This window comes from Aquibium sp. A9E412 (assembly GCF_030398335.1).
In the GTDB taxonomy this organism is placed as follows: Bacteria; Pseudomonadota; Alphaproteobacteria; order Rhizobiales; family Rhizobiaceae; genus A9E412.
Map to the genome: position 1 here is coordinate 14454 of NZ_JAOAOP010000046.1, position 15089 is coordinate 29542.

At 72.2% G+C, this 15089-nt stretch carries 17 protein-coding genes and 1 pseudogene; 5 read left to right on the top strand and 13 right to left on the bottom strand.

All coding sequences use genetic code 11. The features are described from left to right. Positions 1 to 49: 49 nt before the first annotated feature. Entirely contained in the window at positions 50 to 427 is a 378-nt protein-coding gene (locus N1F89_RS15000) for a DUF488 family protein (RefSeq protein ID WP_290085007.1), read from the bottom strand. A gap of 162 nt (positions 428 to 589) precedes the next feature. Here N1F89_RS15000 and N1F89_RS15005 point away from each other — a divergent pair, with 162 nt between their 5' ends. After that, positions 590 to 1063 carry a pyridoxamine 5'-phosphate oxidase family protein gene (locus tag N1F89_RS15005; RefSeq protein WP_290085008.1) on the top strand — a complete coding sequence of 158 codons (474 nt, stop codon included), beginning with the start codon at positions 590 to 592 and terminating at the stop codon, positions 1061 to 1063. 118 nt (positions 1064 to 1181) lie between these two features. On the opposite strand, the gene N1F89_RS15010 is transcribed toward N1F89_RS15005, so the two are convergent. The 3 genes from N1F89_RS15010 to N1F89_RS15020 all read right to left on the bottom strand — a co-directional run bounded on the left by N1F89_RS15010 (position 1182) and on the right by N1F89_RS15020 (position 2500). Continuing rightward, on the bottom strand, positions 1182 to 1304 hold the full coding sequence (locus tag N1F89_RS15010; protein ID WP_290085009.1) for a hypothetical protein: 123 nt from the start codon (positions 1302 to 1304) through the stop codon (positions 1182 to 1184). Positions 1305 to 1370: 66 nt separating this feature from the next. Beyond that, positions 1371 to 2015, bottom strand: coding sequence for a DapH/DapD/GlmU-related protein (locus N1F89_RS15015; RefSeq protein WP_290085010.1), 645 nt, complete (start codon positions 2013 to 2015; stop codon positions 1371 to 1373). Beyond that, positions 2015 to 2500 (bottom strand): CreA family protein, encoded by a 486-nt coding sequence (locus N1F89_RS15020; protein ID WP_290085011.1) that lies wholly within the window; start codon positions 2498 to 2500, stop codon positions 2015 to 2017. The genes N1F89_RS15015 and N1F89_RS15020 overlap by 1 nt, the downstream gene beginning before the upstream one ends. Before the next feature lie 144 nt (positions 2501 to 2644). On the opposite strand from N1F89_RS15020, the gene N1F89_RS15025 reads away from it, so the two are divergent. From N1F89_RS15025 to N1F89_RS15035, 3 genes are read left to right on the top strand one after another with little or no spacing between them, the layout of a single operon-like run. Continuing rightward, a complete protein-coding gene (locus tag N1F89_RS15025; protein WP_290085012.1) occupies positions 2645 to 2800 on the top strand; it encodes a hypothetical protein in 156 nt (51 codons plus the stop codon). A gap of 34 nt (positions 2801 to 2834) precedes the next feature. Continuing rightward, entirely contained in the window at positions 2835 to 3413 is a 579-nt protein-coding gene (locus N1F89_RS15030; RefSeq protein WP_290085013.1) for an SCO family protein, read from the top strand. Between the two features lie 14 nt (positions 3414 to 3427). Further along, positions 3428 to 4309 (top strand): 50S ribosomal protein L11 methyltransferase, encoded by an 882-nt coding sequence (locus tag N1F89_RS15035; RefSeq protein WP_290085014.1) that lies wholly within the window; start codon positions 3428 to 3430, stop codon positions 4307 to 4309. A gap of 92 nt (positions 4310 to 4401) precedes the next feature. On the opposite strand, the gene N1F89_RS15040 is transcribed toward N1F89_RS15035, so the two are convergent. Further along, the gene (locus N1F89_RS15040; RefSeq protein WP_290085015.1) at positions 4402 to 4584 is read right to left on the bottom strand and encodes a hypothetical protein; all 183 of its coding nucleotides are present in this window, start codon (positions 4582 to 4584) and stop codon (positions 4402 to 4404) included. Between the two features lie 354 nt (positions 4585 to 4938). Here N1F89_RS15040 and N1F89_RS15045 point away from each other — a divergent pair, with 354 nt between their 5' ends. After that, positions 4939 to 6765 carry an aminopeptidase P family protein gene (locus tag N1F89_RS15045; RefSeq protein WP_290085016.1) on the top strand — a complete coding sequence of 609 codons (1827 nt, stop codon included), beginning with the start codon at positions 4939 to 4941 and terminating at the stop codon, positions 6763 to 6765. Positions 6766 to 6769: 4 nt separating this feature from the next. On the opposite strand, the gene N1F89_RS15050 is transcribed toward N1F89_RS15045, so the two are convergent. The 8 genes and pseudogenes from N1F89_RS15050 to N1F89_RS15085 form a co-directional block, all read right to left on the bottom strand. After that, the gene (locus N1F89_RS15050) at positions 6770 to 7066 is read right to left on the bottom strand and encodes an AzlD domain-containing protein (RefSeq protein ID WP_290085017.1); all 297 of its coding nucleotides are present in this window, start codon (positions 7064 to 7066) and stop codon (positions 6770 to 6772) included. Next, positions 7063 to 7710, bottom strand: a complete 648-nt coding sequence (locus tag N1F89_RS15055) for an AzlC family ABC transporter permease (RefSeq protein WP_290085024.1) — start codon at positions 7708 to 7710, stop codon at positions 7063 to 7065. The genes N1F89_RS15050 and N1F89_RS15055 overlap by 4 nt, the downstream gene beginning before the upstream one ends. A gap of 381 nt (positions 7711 to 8091) precedes the next feature. Next, positions 8092 to 8592, bottom strand: coding sequence for an NUDIX domain-containing protein (locus N1F89_RS15060; RefSeq protein ID WP_290085018.1), 501 nt, complete (start codon positions 8590 to 8592; stop codon positions 8092 to 8094). Positions 8593 to 8614: 22 nt separating this feature from the next. Next, a complete protein-coding gene (gene ligA / locus N1F89_RS15065; RefSeq protein ID WP_290085019.1) occupies positions 8615 to 10729 on the bottom strand; it encodes an NAD-dependent DNA ligase LigA in 2115 nt (704 codons plus the stop codon). A 67-nt stretch (positions 10730 to 10796) separates the two neighbouring features. Further along, positions 10797 to 12473, bottom strand: coding sequence for a DNA repair protein RecN (recN, locus tag N1F89_RS15070; protein WP_290085020.1), 1677 nt, complete (start codon positions 12471 to 12473; stop codon positions 10797 to 10799). A 15-nt stretch (positions 12474 to 12488) separates the two neighbouring features. Then, entirely contained in the window at positions 12489 to 13343 is an 855-nt protein-coding gene (locus tag N1F89_RS15075) for an outer membrane protein assembly factor BamD (RefSeq protein WP_290085021.1), read from the bottom strand. Between the two features lie 153 nt (positions 13344 to 13496). Further along, complete coding sequence (gene lpxC / locus N1F89_RS15080) at positions 13497 to 14444, bottom strand: UDP-3-O-acyl-N-acetylglucosamine deacetylase (protein ID WP_290085022.1); 948 nt, start codon at positions 14442 to 14444, stop codon at positions 13497 to 13499. 283 nt (positions 14445 to 14727) lie between these two features. Then, a pseudogene (locus N1F89_RS15085) lies at positions 14728 to 15089 on the bottom strand (cell division protein FtsZ); the annotation flags it as partial.

The following is a 15089-nucleotide window of genomic DNA, read 5'->3' on the forward strand; positions in this document are numbered from 1 at the left end:
GGGGACCGCCATGCGGCGGGCGCAAGCCGGCGCCGGCGCGCGCGCCGCGTCAGCCGCGCTCTTGCGCCTCGGCTTCCTCCAGGAAGCGCTTCAGCGCCACCGCCTGGTTGTGCGCCTCGTCGCGCGCCGAATAGAGCAGCGTCAGCCGCCCCCGCCGCGCCGCCGCCCGCAGGCCGTCGAAGGCGGCCGCGGCCGCCGCGTCGTCGCGAAGCTCGGCCCGGTAGCGCGCGAGGAACTCCGGCCAGCGCTCGGCGCGGTGGCCGAACCAGCGGCGCAGCGCGCCGGACGGCGCGGCCGCCTTCGCCCAGTCGTCGAGCGCCGCCCTCGCCTTGGAGACGCCGCGCGGCCACACCCGGTCGACCAGCACGCGCCGCCCGTCGTCTTCGGCGGCCGGCGCGTAGATGCGCTTGGTCGCGATCGCTGCCATCCGTTTCCCTTCGGCCGATGCGCCAGCGTGCGGGACATCGCGGCCCGGCGTCAAGCCGTCGCCCCCGGCGCCCGGGAACGGCTGGCCGGCGGCGGCGTTGAAGCCGTGACGCCACGCGCGGCCGCGCTGCCTGCCCCGGCCGCCAACGAACGGAGCGACGACATGGAACGCAAGACCACCGAGGAATTCCGCAAGGACCTGAAGGATTTCGACACCTGCATGCTGGTCACGCGCGACGGCCCGCACCTGCGCTCGCGGCCGATGGCGCCGAAATTCGAGGAGCGCGACGGCACGCTGCGCTTCCTGACCTCGAAGAAGACGCACAAGATCGACGAGGTTCGCGACGAGCCGCAGGCCAACGCGGTGTTCTCCGACGACGACGACACCTTCATCTCGGTCTCCGGCCGCGTGCGCCTGTCGGACGATCCCGCCGTGGTCGACGACCTGTGGTCGGCCGCCGCCGCGCCGTGGTTCGAGGACGGCAAGAGCGAGGCGGTGGCGCTCATCATGGAGCCGGAGATCGCCGAGTACTGGGACAATTCCGACAACCGGCTGAAGGCCGGCTGGGAGATGGTCAAGGGCACGCTGACCGGCGAGACGCCGGACGTCGGCGCGCACGGCAAGCTCGACCTTTAGGCCTGCGCCGGCCGCGCGCCGGCGCCGCGCGCGGCCACAAACCGCAGCCGCGACAAGGCCTTGCCGGACCGGCCTGAATCGATCTCTCAGGCCGCGGCGGCGCCGGCGGCGGCACGTCTCAGCCGTCGTTGCGGCGCTTGTCCGCCCGGTCCTGCAGCGACACCCACCACAGGACACCCAGGCCGATGAACATGATGCCAAGTCCGGCAAAGAAGATGCCGATGCTGAAAAGGCCGCTCATGGCGTCCTCCCCTGGTTGAACCCGCGCGAGTGGGGCACGGCGCGGCGGCCGGCGCGTTGAGCGGGCTCAAGCGGCCGGCGGTGCGCCGCGCGCCTCCCACTTGTCGAGAAAGGCCTCCGGCGCCAGCCGCTGCATGTCGGGCACCGCCTCGAACAGCCAGTCGTCCGGCCAGTCCCACCAGGCGAGCGCCATCAGCCGCTCGGCGACCGGCCCGGCAAAGCGCGGCCGCAGGAGCCGCGCCGGCGCGCCGGCGACGATGGCATAGGGCGCGACGTCGCGCGTCACCACCGCGTTGGCGCCGATCACCGCGCCGTGGCCGATCGTCACGCCGGGCATGACGACGGCGCCGTGGCCGACCCACACGTCGTGGCCGAGCCTGACCGGCTTGCCGCGCCGCCGGTCGCGGAAATCGCCGTCGACGCCGAGATAGCGGAAATACTCGTTCGGCCGGTAGCTGAGCTTGTGCGTGGTGACCCGCTCCAGCGGGTGCTCCAGCGCGTTGAGCCGCGTGTTGGCGGCGATCGAGCAGAAGCGGCCGATCGTGGCATAGATCGCCTCGCCGCCGCGCTCGACATAGGAGAAGGCGCCGAGCTCGACGTCGCGCAGCAGACAGCGCGGGCCGACCGCGGCATAGCGGCCGAGCCGGCAGCCCTTGAGCTCCGCGCTCGGGTGGATGCGCGGCGCCGGATCGGTGAAGCGGGCGTCGTCCACTATTGCGGTTCGCCGTTCTCCCAGACCACCTCCTGGCCGTAGAGCGGCACGGTGGAGATCGCCATCTTGGCCGAGCCGTCCTGCACCTGGCGCGAATGCGACAGGTAGACCAGCGTGCGGTTCTGCCGGTCGTAGATGCGGTTCACCACCTGCTTCTTCCAGATCAGGCTGATGCCCTGCTTGAAGACCTCCTCGCCGTCGGCGCTGAGGTCGATGTCGCCGATGCGGATCGGCCCGGTCTGGCGGCAGGCGATCGACGAGTTGGACGGGTCCTCGAACCAGTTGCCCTTCTGCAGCCGGTCGACCAGCCCGCGCTCGAAATAGGCGACATGGCAGGTCACGCCCTCGACCTGCGGGTCGGCGATCGCCTCGATGATGATGTCGTTGCCGAGCCAGTCGACGCCGACCTCGCCGACCTCCTCGGCTGCGAGCGGCGCGGCGGCGAGCGTGGCGGCCAGGGCAAGGGCGGGAACGAGCGGTTTCATGGCGGGCCTTTCGCGGACGATCGAACGTGTTGCGCCATTTGGGGTGGCGCAACGCCGAGCGCAAGCCGCAGCGGCGCTGACCGCCGCGGCGCTTGCGGCAGTTTGCCCCTGTGAAGCCGGCGGCGGAAGGCTTATGGTCCGGCCATGACATCCGTCCGTCTCACGCGCCCGGCCGCGATCGCGCTCGCCAGCCTCGGCGGCGCGGCGCTTCTCGGCCTCGCCTTCGCCGCCTGGCTCGACCTCGGTCCGCGCATGCTCGCGGCGCTGGCGGCCGGCGGCAAGCTCGCCTGGTGCTTCTGAGGACGGACGGCCACAGCCAATCCCGGTGCGAACGATGATGCGAACGATCCTGATCGGTATCCTGGTGCTGATGGCGGCCGGCGTCGGCCTGCTCACCTTCGAGTGGTACCGCGACCGCAATTCGGTCGAGCCCTATGGCGGCCCCTTCGCGCTGGTCGACCAGACCGGCGCGCCGATCACCGAGGCGGCCCTGCGCGGCCGGCCCACGGCGCTGTTCTTCGGCTTCACGCACTGCCCCGAGGTCTGCCCGACGACGCTCTACGAGCTCGACGGCTGGCTGCGCCAGCTCGGCCCCGAGGGCGAGGCGATCCAGGCCTATTTCGTCTCCGTCGATCCCGAGCGCGACACGCCCGAGGTGATGGACGCCTACATCTCCAACGTCTCCGAGCGCATCACCGGCATCACCGGCTCGCCCGCGGAGATCGCCGAGATGGCCAAGGCCTTCGGCATCTATGCGCGCAAGGTCGAGCTCGAGGACGGCGACTACACGATGGACCACACGGCCTCGGTGCTGCTGCTCGACGCGCGCGGCGCCTTTGCCGGCACCATCGCCTATGGCGAGAACGCCGAGACCGCGCTGGCCAAGCTCGAGCGGCTGGCGGCCGGCGGCTGAGCGCCGGGCGCCGCATGGCCCAGACCCGCTTCTTCCTGACCGCGCCGGGCGCGCGCGCGCGCGCCCTGTCCGACCGGCTCGAGGCCGCCTTCGAGGACGACGGCCTGCCGATCGCGCTCACCGAGGTCGACGAGGAGCGCGGCCTCAAGGAGGTCTCGCTCTACGCGCCGGCGGCCGAGGCCGACGCCGTCGCCGCCCGGCTCGACGCGCTGCTCGCCGCCGACGCGGCGGCCGGCCTGCCCGGTTTTGCGTGCGAGCCGGTGCCCGACATCGACTGGGTGGCGCGATCCCTGGAAGGGCTGAGCGCGGTGCGCGCCGGCCGCGTGCTGGTGCACGGCGCGCACGAGCGCCACCGCCGCCGGCCCGGCGACGTCGCCATCGAGATCGAGGCCGGGCTCGCCTTCGGCACCGGCCATCACGGCACCACGGCGGGCTGCCTGGAGGCGATCCAGGCCGTGCTGCGCGCCGGGCGCCCGGCCAACGCGCTCGACCTGGGCACCGGCAGCGGCGTGCTCGCCATCGCCGTCGCCCGCCTCGCCCGCATCCCGGTGCTGGCCACCGACATCGATCCTGTGGCGACCGCCGTGGCGCGCGCCAATGTGCGGGCGAACCGCGCCGCAGGCCTCGTCGAGACGGCGACGGCGACCGGCTTCCACCACCGCCTGTTCGCCGCGCGCGGCCCTTTCGACCTCGTCGTCGCCAACATCCTGGCCGGACCGCTGATGCGCCTCGCCCCGGCGCTTGCCCGCCACACCGCGCCGGGCGGCGCCGTCATCCTGTCGGGCCTGCTTGCGCGCCAGCAGCCGGCCGTGCGCGCCGCCTATGTCGGCCAGGGCCTGCGCCACGTGCGCACCATCGCACGCGACGGCTGGGCGACGGTGCTGCTGCGCCGCTGAGGCGGCGTGCGGCCACGAAAAAGGGCGGCCCCGGAGGAACCGCCCGTTTTGCCCGGCGCCCGCAGGCGCGGAGCCGGCTGCCGCAAGGCAGCTTAGAACATGTAGTGCACCGCACCGCGCTTCTTGAGCTCGTCGCGGTTGTAGCCGTGCGCCTTCAGCGTCTCGTCGTCGAGCATGAGAAGCGCGCCGTTGACGTAGCGGCTGACCTGCCGCTGGCGGGCGGCGACCAGGGTGTCGACGGCGCCGCGGAAGAAGCCGCGTCCCTTGTGTGCCATGGAAATCTCTCCTGTCCTTGTGGAAGCCCGTGCTTCCATGGGCTGAAAGGTAAGCACGGTTGACCCATTCAGCCAGAGACGATTGTGCATGGCACCTATTCGATTTTGCATGTGCGAAGAAACGCTACGAAATCCCGGAACTCCGGGCTTCTTGCCGATATTGCAGCGCAAAATCCGCTGCCTCGCCCCAGCGATGCGCGAGCGCCTGCCGCGGCCGGGCGCGCGACCGGCTGCGCGTCCGCGCGGGCGGATCGGCCGGACGGGCCGTGGCCGCGTCGGAAAACCGCTTCCCGCGCCTCGCCGTCATGGTCTAGACCGGGGCTCGCCGCCCATCACGCCTAGCGAGGTCGCTTCATGTTCCAGTCGTTCGACACCCCCTCCGAGCCGGCCCAGGCCGCGCCGCGCATCGCCCGGCTGCGCGCCTGGCTCGCCGCCGAGGGGCTTGACGGCTTTCTCGTGCCGCGCGCCGACGAGCACCAGGGCGAGTACGTGCCGGCGCGCGCCGAGCGGCTGCGCTGGCTGACCGGCTTTTCCGGCTCGGCCGGCGTGGCGCTGGTGCTGGCCGACGGCGCCCATCTGTTCGTCGACGGCCGCTACACGCTGCAGGCGCGCCAGCAGACCGATCCCGCCGTGTTTTCCGTCGAGAGCCTGATCGACAAGCCGCCGCGCGTCTGGCTGGCCGAGAACGCCGCGCCCGGCGCGCGCATCGGCTTCGACCCGTGGCTGCACACGGTCGCCGAGGCCGGCCGGCTGCGCGCCGCGCTGGACAGGGCGCAGGGCACGCTGGTGGCGCTCGACACCAATCCGGTCGACCTGATCTGGGACGACCAGCCGGCGCCGCCGGCCGCGACGGCGCGCGTGCACCCGCCGCGCCACGCCGGCCAGCCGGCCGACGAGAAGCTCGCCGCCATGCAGGCGCTTCTGCAACGCGAGACGCTCGCCTGCACGGTGCTCACCGATCCCGCCTCGCTCGCCTGGACCTTCAACCTGCGCGGCGCCGACGTGCCGCACACGCCGCTGCTGCTCGGCTTCGCGCTGATCCGCGCGGAAGGCCGCCACGCGCTCTATCTCGAGCCGCGCGCGCTCGGCGCCGAGGTCGAGGCCCATCTCGCGCCGCTCGCCGAGGTCCGGCCGCGCGCGGAACTGGAGGACGCGCTGGCCGCGCTGGCGGCCGGCGGCGGCCGTGTCGGCCTCGACCCCGACCTGGCGGCCGAGCGGCTCCGGCTGGTGGTCGAGGCGACCGGCGGCACGGTCGTCCCGCTGCCCGATCCCGCCCGGCTGCCGCGCGCCACGAAGAACGCGGCCGAGCTCGCCGGCGCGCGCGACGCGCACCGGCGCGACGGCGTCGCCCTTGCCCGCTTCCTGTGCTGGCTCGACGCCCAGCCGCCCGGCACGACCGACGAGATCGCCGCCGTCACCCGGCTCGAGGCGCTGCGCGCCGAGGTCGGCAAGGCGGCGCAGATGCCGCTGCGCGACGTCGCCTTCGACACGATCTCCGGTTCCGGGCCGCACGGCGCGATCATCCACTACCGGGTGAGCGAGACGACCAACCGGACGCTCGCGGCGGGCGAGCTGTTCCTGGTCGATTCGGGCGCCCAGTACGAGGACGGCACCACCGACGTCACCCGCACCGTGCCGGTCGGCGCGCCGACGGGCGAGATGCGGCGCCACTACACGATCGTGCTCAAGGGGCTGATCGGGCTTTCGCAGATGCGCTTCCCGCCCGGCACGCGCGGCATGGACCTCGACCCGATCGCGCGCCAGAACCACTGGCGCGCCGGCCTCGACTACGGCCACGGCACCGGCCACGGCGTCGGCGCCTACCTGTCGGTGCACGAGGGTCCGCAGCGCATCGCGCGCACCGGCAGCGAGCCGCTTCTGCCCGGCATGATCCTGTCCAACGAGCCCGGCTACTACCGCGAGGGCCACTACGGCATCCGGCTGGAAAACCTGATCGTGGTGCGGCCGGAGGAGCCGGTGCCGGGCGGCGACCTGCCGATGCACGCCTTCGAGACGCTGACGCTGGCGCCGTTCGACCGCCGGCTGATCGACGTCGACCTGCTGGCGCCCGGCGAGCGGGCCTGGCTCGACGCCTATCACGCGCGCGTCCTGGCCGAGATCGGGCCGCAGCTCGACGATGCCGTCAGGGCCTGGCTGGAGGCCGCCTGCGCGCCGCTGTGAGGGATCAGCCGATCAGGTGGCGCAACAGGATGAGCACCGCCGCGCCGGTCAGGAACATCGGCATCATGCCGCCGCCGAGCGCCACCACGCCGGCGACCGCCAGCGCCGCGATCTCGGCCGGCCCGCCGGTGTAGGCGGCCGGCGCCACCAGCGTCGTCAGCACCGCCGCCGGCACCGCGTTGAGCCCCGCCTCGACGCGCGGATGGATGCGCGAGAAGCGCGACAGCACGAGGTGGCCGCCGGCGCGCGCCAGGTAGGTCAGCACCGCGCCGGCCAGGATGGTCGCCGTCACCGCGCTCATCGCGCGTCCCCGTCCTTCGGCACCGGCGCCAGCGCGGCGACGGCGATGCCGGCCAGCGCGCCGATCGACACGTGCCAGGGCGAGCCGACGAGCTCGAACGCGGCGACCGAGACCAGCGCGCTCGCCACGACCACCGGCAGGAACAGCGGCCGCCGGCGGAAGCCCATCACGAGGCCGAGGAAGTAGATCGGCAGCAGGAAGTCGAGGCCCAGCGCGTCGGTGTCGGGAATCAGCCGGCCGAACAGCGCGCCGAGCGCGGAATTGACGATCCAGAACACGTAGATGGTCATCGCCATGGCCATGTACCAGCCGAAGCCGAGCGGCGTGCCCGACAGCGCCCGGCGCTCCGATTCGGCGTATTGCGGATCGACCAGGAAGAAGAAGCCGACCGCCTTCTGCAGCGCCGACCAGTGGCGCACGCGGCGCCCCACGGCGGCCGAGTAGAGCACGTGGCGGAAGTTGACGGCGAAGATCGACAGCACGATCAGCCACGGCGCCACCGCCTGGCCGAACAGGTCGAGCCCGACCATCTGGCTGGCGCCGGCATAGACCGTCGCGCTCATCAGCACCACCTGGAAGACGCTGAAGCCGTTCTCCACCGCCAGCGTGCCGAACAGGATGCCGAACGGGGCGGCCGCCACCATCACCGGGAAGCCGGTGCGCGCGCCCGCCGCCAGTTCGCTGCCGATGCTCGCCTTCGCCTCGGTGTGCGCCGTCATGCCTTCGCCGTGCCGGCGAGATGCGCTCGCCGCGTCGCGCGGCGCCGCCCTTCGTTGTCGCACGCCTGCACGCGTGCCGGTCTCGCGCGGCCTCGCGGGCCGCCGGATCATCCCCCGAAAATAGGTCAGGAAAGCTGACCTGTCACATCAATTCCGTTGAGCCAAGCCGCCAAGGCCGTTGATCCATCGCCGCGCGGCCGGCGCCTATAGCGTTTCCAGGCGAAGTGGAAACCGGTTCGCCGTTCGGAAACGCTTGAAAACAATGAGTTAGAGCCGATCTGCGATTCCGTGAAACGCAGAACGGCTCTAGGGCGCGTCGCGCGTCAGGCCGAAGGCGGCGAGGATGCCGTGATGGTCGGCGAAGAAGGCGTCCGGCCCGCGCAGCGCGTCGAGCGGCACCCAGCTCGCCTCGGCGGCGTCGCCGCCGCCGCGCACCGGCACGTCGCCGGCCGCCCGCCCGAGCCGGAAGAGATGCGCCACCGAGACGATGCGCGCCCGCGGATCGCGGTCGGGCTGGTCGCGCACCACCGTGACGTCGGGCTCGGCGGTGCCGCCGGCGCCGAGCGTCACGTCGAGGCCGGTCTCCTCGACGAGCTCGCGCAGCGCGGCCTGCAGGAAGGTCTCGTCGGCGACGACGAAGCCGCCGGGCAAGGCAAGCAGGCCGCGGCCGGGCGGCCGCGCGCGGCGCACCAGCAGGACCGCGCCGTCGCTCGACACGACCACGGCATCGGCCGCCAGGAACGGCCCGCTGCCGCGGCTGCGCCGGTAGGCCTCGACCGCCTCGCGGTCCTCCTCGGTAAGCTTCATGGCGCCTCCCCCGCGCACCTCATCACGTGCCGGCCACACGCGCAAACCATGCCGCCTCGTCGATCACCTCGATGCCGAGCTCCTGCGCCTTCTTCAGCTTGGAGCCGGCGCCGGGACCGGCGACGACCAGATCGGTCCTGGCCGACACCGAGCCGGCCACCTTGGCGCCGAGCTTCTCGGCCATCGCCTTGGCCTCGTCGCGCGACATCTGCTCCAGCGCGCCGGTGAAGACCACCGTCTTGCCGGCGACCGGCGAATCGCCGGCCGGTTTCTCCTGGTCGAGAACGGTGACCTGCTCGGCCAGTTCCTCCACCAGCTTCCGGTTGTGCGGCTCGCCGAAATAGCGCGCCAGCGATTCGATCACCGCGTCGCCGATGTCCTCCAGCGCATCCATCTCCTCGCGCACCGTCTGCTCGCCGCCGGCCACGGCCAGCGCCGCGTCGTGAAAATCCTGCCACGTGCCATAGGCGCGCGCCAGTGTCAGCGCCGTACGCTCGCCGACATGGCGGATGCCGAGCGCATAGATCATGCGGTGCAGCGGGATGCTGCGGCGCGCCTCGATGGCGGCGAACAAATTGGCCGCCGAGACGCTGCCCCAGCCCTCCTTGTCCTTCAGCTTCTTGACGTTGCCGGCGTCGCGCGCGGCCAGCGTGAAGATGTCGCCGGGGCCTTTGACCGGCAGGTCGGGATCGCGGAAGAAGAACTCGATCTGCTTGTCGCCCAGCCCCTCGATGTCGAAGGCGCGGCGCGACACGAACAGGCGCAGGTGCTCGATGCGCTGGAACGGACAGGCGAACTCGCCCGAGCAGCGCCGCACCACGCCGGCCGCGCCGCCGGCCGTCTCCTCGCGCACCACCGGCGTCGCGAGCTCGCACGGACAGGTCTCGGGAAAGCGGAACGGCGCGGCATCGGCCGGCCGGCGCTCGGCGACCACGCCGAGGATCTGCGGGATCACGTCGCCGGCGCGCTGCACGGTCACCGTGTCGCCGATCATCACGCCGAGCCGCTCGATCTCCTCGGCGTTGTGCAGCGTCGCGTTGGTGACGACCACGCCGCCGACCGTCACCGGCTCGAGCCGCGCCACCGGCGTCAGCGCCCCGGTGCGGCCGACCTGGATGTCGATGCCGGTCAGCACCGTCGTCGCCTTCTCGGCGGGAAACTTGTGCGCGATCGCCCAGCGCGGGCTGCGCGAGACGTAGCCGAGCCGCTCCTGCAGCGCCAGGTCGTCGACCTTGTAGACGACCCCGTCGATGTCGTAGGCGAGCCGGCCACGCTCGGTCTCGATCGCCGCATAATGGGCGAGCAGCGCCTCGGCGCTCTCGCAGCGCCTCATCAGCGGGTTGGTGGGAAAGCCGTAGCCGGCCAGCGCGGCGACCATGCCCATCTGCGTGTCGGCCGGCAGCGCGCTGACCTCGCCCCAGGCATAGGCGAAGAACTTGAGCGGTCGCGCCGCCGTCACCGCCGGGTCGAGCTGGCGCAGCGAGCCGGCCGCCGTGTTGCGCGGGTTGACGTAGGTCGGCTTGCCGGCCGCCTCCTGCCGCGCGTTGAGCGCCAGGAAGTCGGCATGCGTCATGTAGACCTCGCCGCGCACCTCCAGCACCTGCGGCGCGTCGCCGGTCAGCACGTTGGGAATGTCGGCGACCGAGCGCGCGTTGGCGGTGACGTTCTCGCCGACCGCGCCGTCGCCGCGCGTGGCGGCCTGGACCAGCCGTCCGTCCTCGTAGCGCAGCGACAGCGACAGGCCGTCGATCTTCGGCTCGGCGGTCATCGCCACCGGCGCCTGCGGATCGAGCTTGAGGAAGCGGCGGATGCGGCCGACGAAGTCGATCACCTCCTGCGCGTCGAAGGCATTGTCGAGCGACAGCATCGGCACGCGGTGGCGCACCTTGTCGAACTTCTCCGACACCGGCGCACCGATGCGGCGCGACGGCGAATCGGCGCGCACCAGGTCGGGAAAGCGCTGCTCGATCGCCAGGTTGCGACGCTGCAGCGCGTCGTAGGCCGCGTCGCTGATGGTCGGCGCGTCCTCGCCATGGTAGCGCCGGTCGTGCTCGGCGATCTCGGCGGCAAGCCGGGCGAGCTCGGCCTCCGCCTCGGCCGGGCTGAGCGCGTCGACGGGCTTTGCGGTATCGGTCATCGCTCCGGCTCCGGCGAAACGGCGCGGCACACGAGGCCGGCGCGGCGCGCGGGCATCCGGCCGCGCCTCAAGACGCCACCGCCCGGGTCTCGCCGAGCAGCCGGCGGGCCGCCGCACGCGCCTCATCGGTGATGGTGGCACCGGCCAGCATGCGGGCGATCTCCTCCTGGCGCTCGTCCTCCTCGATGCGGCTGACGCCGGTCGACACGCGGTCGCTGCCGCCGCTCTTGGAGATCAGATAGTGGCAGCCGGCGCGCGCGGCGACCTGCGGCGCGTGCGTCACCGACAGCACCTGGATGCGCTCGGCCAGCCGGCCGAGCCGCTGGCCGATGGCGTCGGCCACCGCGCCGCCGACGCCGGTGTCGATCTCGTCGAAGACCAGCGTCGGGGCCGAGCCGCGGTCGGCCAGCACCACCTTGAGGGCGAGCAGGAAGCGCGACAGCTCGCCGCCCGAAGCGACCTTCATCATCGGCCCGGCACGCGTGCCGGGATTGGTCTGCACCCAGAACTCCACCGTGTCGACGCCCTCGGCGGCGCGGTCCTCCGGCTCGCTGGCGATCTCCACCAGGAAGCGGGCGCGCTCGAGCTTGAGCGCCGGCAGCTCGGCCATCACCGCGCGCGCCAGCGTCTCGGCGGTGGCGTGGCGGCCTTCCGACAGCCTGAGCGCGGCCGCGTCGTAGGCCGACCGCGCGGCCGCCGCCTGGCCGGCCAGCGCCGCCACGCGCTCCTCGCCGGCATCGAGATCGGCCAGCTCGGTCGCCATGCGGTCGCGCAGCTCGGCCAGCGCGTCGACGGCCACGTTGTGCTTGCGCGCCGCCGCGCGCAGCGCGAACAGCCGCTCCTCGGCGCGCTCCAGCCGCTGCGGGTCGAACTCGGCCGCGCGCATCGCCGCCTCGGCCGCCTCCTGCGCGGCGTCGAGCGACAGCAGCGCCTCGTCGAGCGGCGCGATGATGGGATCGAGCAGCCCCGGCGCCTCGGCCGCCTTGCGCTGCAGGCGCCGCAGCAGGCTTGAGAGCTGCGGCACCGGCGAGCCGTTGCCCGACAGCACCTCCTGCGCGTCGGCGATCTCGCCGGCGGTCTTCTCCGCGCGCATCAGCGCGGCGCGCTCCTCGGCGAGCGCCGTCTCCTCGTCGGGCATCGGCTCGAGCGCGGTCAGCTCCTCGACCGAGGCGCGCAGATAGTCGGCCTCGCGCGCGGCCGCCTCCATGGCGGCGCGGTGGCGCGACAGCGCCTGCTCGGCGCGCCGCCAGTCGCGCCACAGCCCGGCCACCTCGCCGGCGAGCCCGGCCAGCCCGCCGAAGGCGTCGAGCAGGTCGCGGTGCATGGCCGCGTCGACCAGCGCGCGCTCGTCGTGCTGGCCGTGGATCTCGACCAGCGCACGGCCGAGCGAGCGCATCAGCGCCACGCTGGCCGGCTGGTCGTTGATGAAGACGCGGGTGCGCCCGTCGGCCGACTGGGTGCGCCGCAGGATGACGTCGCCCTCCTCGTCGATGGCGTTGTCGACGAGCAGCGCGCGTGCGGGATGGTTGGGCGGCAGATCGAACACGGCGATCACCTGTCCCTGGCTGGCGCCGTGGCGCACCAGGGACGCGTCGCCGCGCGCGCCGAGCGCCAGCGACAGCGCGTCGAGCAGGATCGACTTGCCGGCGCCGGTCTCGCCGGTCAGCACCGAAAGGCCTGCCGTGAAATCGATGTCGAGCCGGTCTATCAGCACGATGTCGCGGATCGACAGGTGCGTGAGCATGGGCCGTGACGCGTGTCAGGTGCCGAGGATCAGCGCACCGGCCTTCGAAATCCACGACCCCGGATTCTCGCGCGGCTCGAGCCCGCCCGACTGCAGCAGGGCGTAGGAATCCTTGTACCACTGGCTGTCGGGGAAGTTGTGGCCGAGCACGGCGGTCGCCGTCTGCGCCTCCGATTCGAGCCCCATGGCCATGTAGGATTCGGTCAGCCGCGCCAGCGCCTCCTCGATGTGGCGGGTGTTGGAGTAGAACTCCACCACGTTGCGGAAGCGCTTGATGGCGGCGATGTACTCGCGGCGCTCGAGGTAGTAGCGGCCGATCTGCATCTCCTTGCCGGCGAGCTGGTCGCGGGCGAAGCGGATCTTGGCGTTGGCGTCCTCGACATACTCCGATTCGGGCCAGCGCTGGACGACCTCCTCCATCGCCTCGATGGTGCGGCGCGCCTCCTTCTGGTCGCGCGTCACGTCGCGCACCTGGCGGAAGTAGCTGAGGCCGACGAGATACTGCGCGTAGGCGGCGTCCTCGGTCGTCGGATAGAGCGAGACGTAGCGCTTGCCGGAGTTGATCGCGTCCTCGTAGTTGCCCTGGCGGTAGTTGGCGAAGGTGCTCATCACCATCGCCTTGCGGGCGAACTCCGAATAGGGATGCTGCCGGTCGAGCGCCTCGAACTTGGCGATCGCCTCCTTCATGCGCCCGGCATCGAGGTTGGCGAGGCCCTGGTTGTAGAGGACGTCGGCCTCCTCGGTCTGCTCCACATAGGTGGCGAGGTCGATGTCGTCGTCCGATGCGCAGGCCGCCAGCGCCAGCGACAGCGCGGCGATCGCAACGATGCCGGCCCTGCGGCCGTGTCCGCGCGCTCGTCTGTGATCCATGCTCGCTTCCGCCCTCTCGGCCCGATCAACGCAGGCCGCTGTCATAAATCGAAATGCCCCGAACGGGCAACGTCATCGCCGCCCATTGGCGCATTTTTGTGGCGGCGCCCGGCGCAGCGGCTGTGCCGGCGTCCGGCCGCACGCGCGGCGGCGTCAGATCATCCAGGGAGCGTAGACCGCGGCGTTGACCGCCACCATCTCGGCCACGCGGCCGCGCTCACGGTGGGTGGTCTCGACGATCTCGAAGGCCGAGCGGTCCGACAACAGGCCGCGCAGCGCGGCGGCGTTGAGCCGGTGGCCGCCGCGATAGGAGCGGAAGCAGCCGATGAAGCGCGCGCCGGCCAGCGCCAGGTCGCCCATCGCGTCGAGCATCTTGTGGCGCACGAACTCGTTGTCGTAGCGCAGGCCTTCCATGTTGATGACCGAATCGCCCTCGCCGATCACCACCGAGTTTTCCAGCGACGAGCCGAGCGCGTAGCCGGCCGCCCACAGGTGCTCCACGTCGCGCATGAAGCCGAAGGTGCGCGCCCGCGCGATGTCGCGGCGGAAGACGTCGGCATCGACGTCCGCAGCATAGTGCTGGCGGCCGATCGCCGGGCTGTCGAAGTCGATCTCCACCTCGAAGCGCGTGCCGTCGTGCGGCCGGAACTCGGCCCACGAGCCGCGGTTCTCGATGCGCACCGGCTTGAGCACGCGGATGTAGCGCCGCTTGGTGTCGAGCCGCTGGATGCCCACCTGGTCGATCGCCTCGACGAAGGCGGCCGCGCTGCCGTCCATGATCGGCACTTCGTTGCCGTCGACCTCGATCGCCACGTTGTCGACGCCGAGCGCCGACAGCGTCGCCATCAGATGCTCGACGGTGGCGACGTGGTCGCCGGCCGGATCGCCCAGCGCGGTGCACAGATCCGTGCCGCCGATCTCCGAGACCAGCGCCCGGATCTCGCGCCCGCCCGTGCGGTCGACGCGCTGGAAGACGATGCCGGTGTCCGAATCGGCCGGATGGAAATGGATGGTGACCGGTTTGCCGCTGTGCACGCCAATGCCCGACAAGGTCACGCGCGACCCGAGCGTATTTTGATATTCGTGCAACTCGACCCCCAAATGTGCCCGTCCCGTCCCGCTCGGCGCACCCCGCAGCGCCATGTGCGGCAATCGACGAGGCCAGACCGGCTTACCCCCGCGCGGCGACTGGCCACCCGCCTCGATTTTGATCAGGAAGATAACGGCGCGCGCGGGAGAGTCCAAATCACGGTTTCTTTCTCCGTGTTACGACACCCCGGCCGCCGTCATCATCCACAACCTGTTGATTTCACTACTGTTTCCCATGCGAATGGACGGGCCGTCGCGACCCGTCCATTACAATCCGACATGTTTCGTGACCCGCTCAGTTGGCCTGCCTGCGCAGGAAGGCGGGAATCTCGAGCTGGTCCTCCTCGGAGGGATTCGCCGTCTGCGGCGCAAGCCGGCCGTGCTGGTCGAGCTGGCCGCGGCGCGGCGCGTAGAGCTGGCTGTCCGAGCCGACGGCGCGGCGCGCCTCGGGCGCCGGCTGCCGCAGCTTCGGCTCGCGCGGCGCGCTCGCCTGCGCCTCGTGCTCCTCCTCGCGCCGCGACAGCCCGGTGGTCAGCCGCTTGAGCAGCCCCATCGGCCCGCGCTCCTCGTGCTCGCCGTGGTGGCGCGGCCGCGCCGCCTCGAGCTCGGCCTGAACGACCGGCGGGAAGTCCTCGACGCGCGGCATGCGCGGCTGCG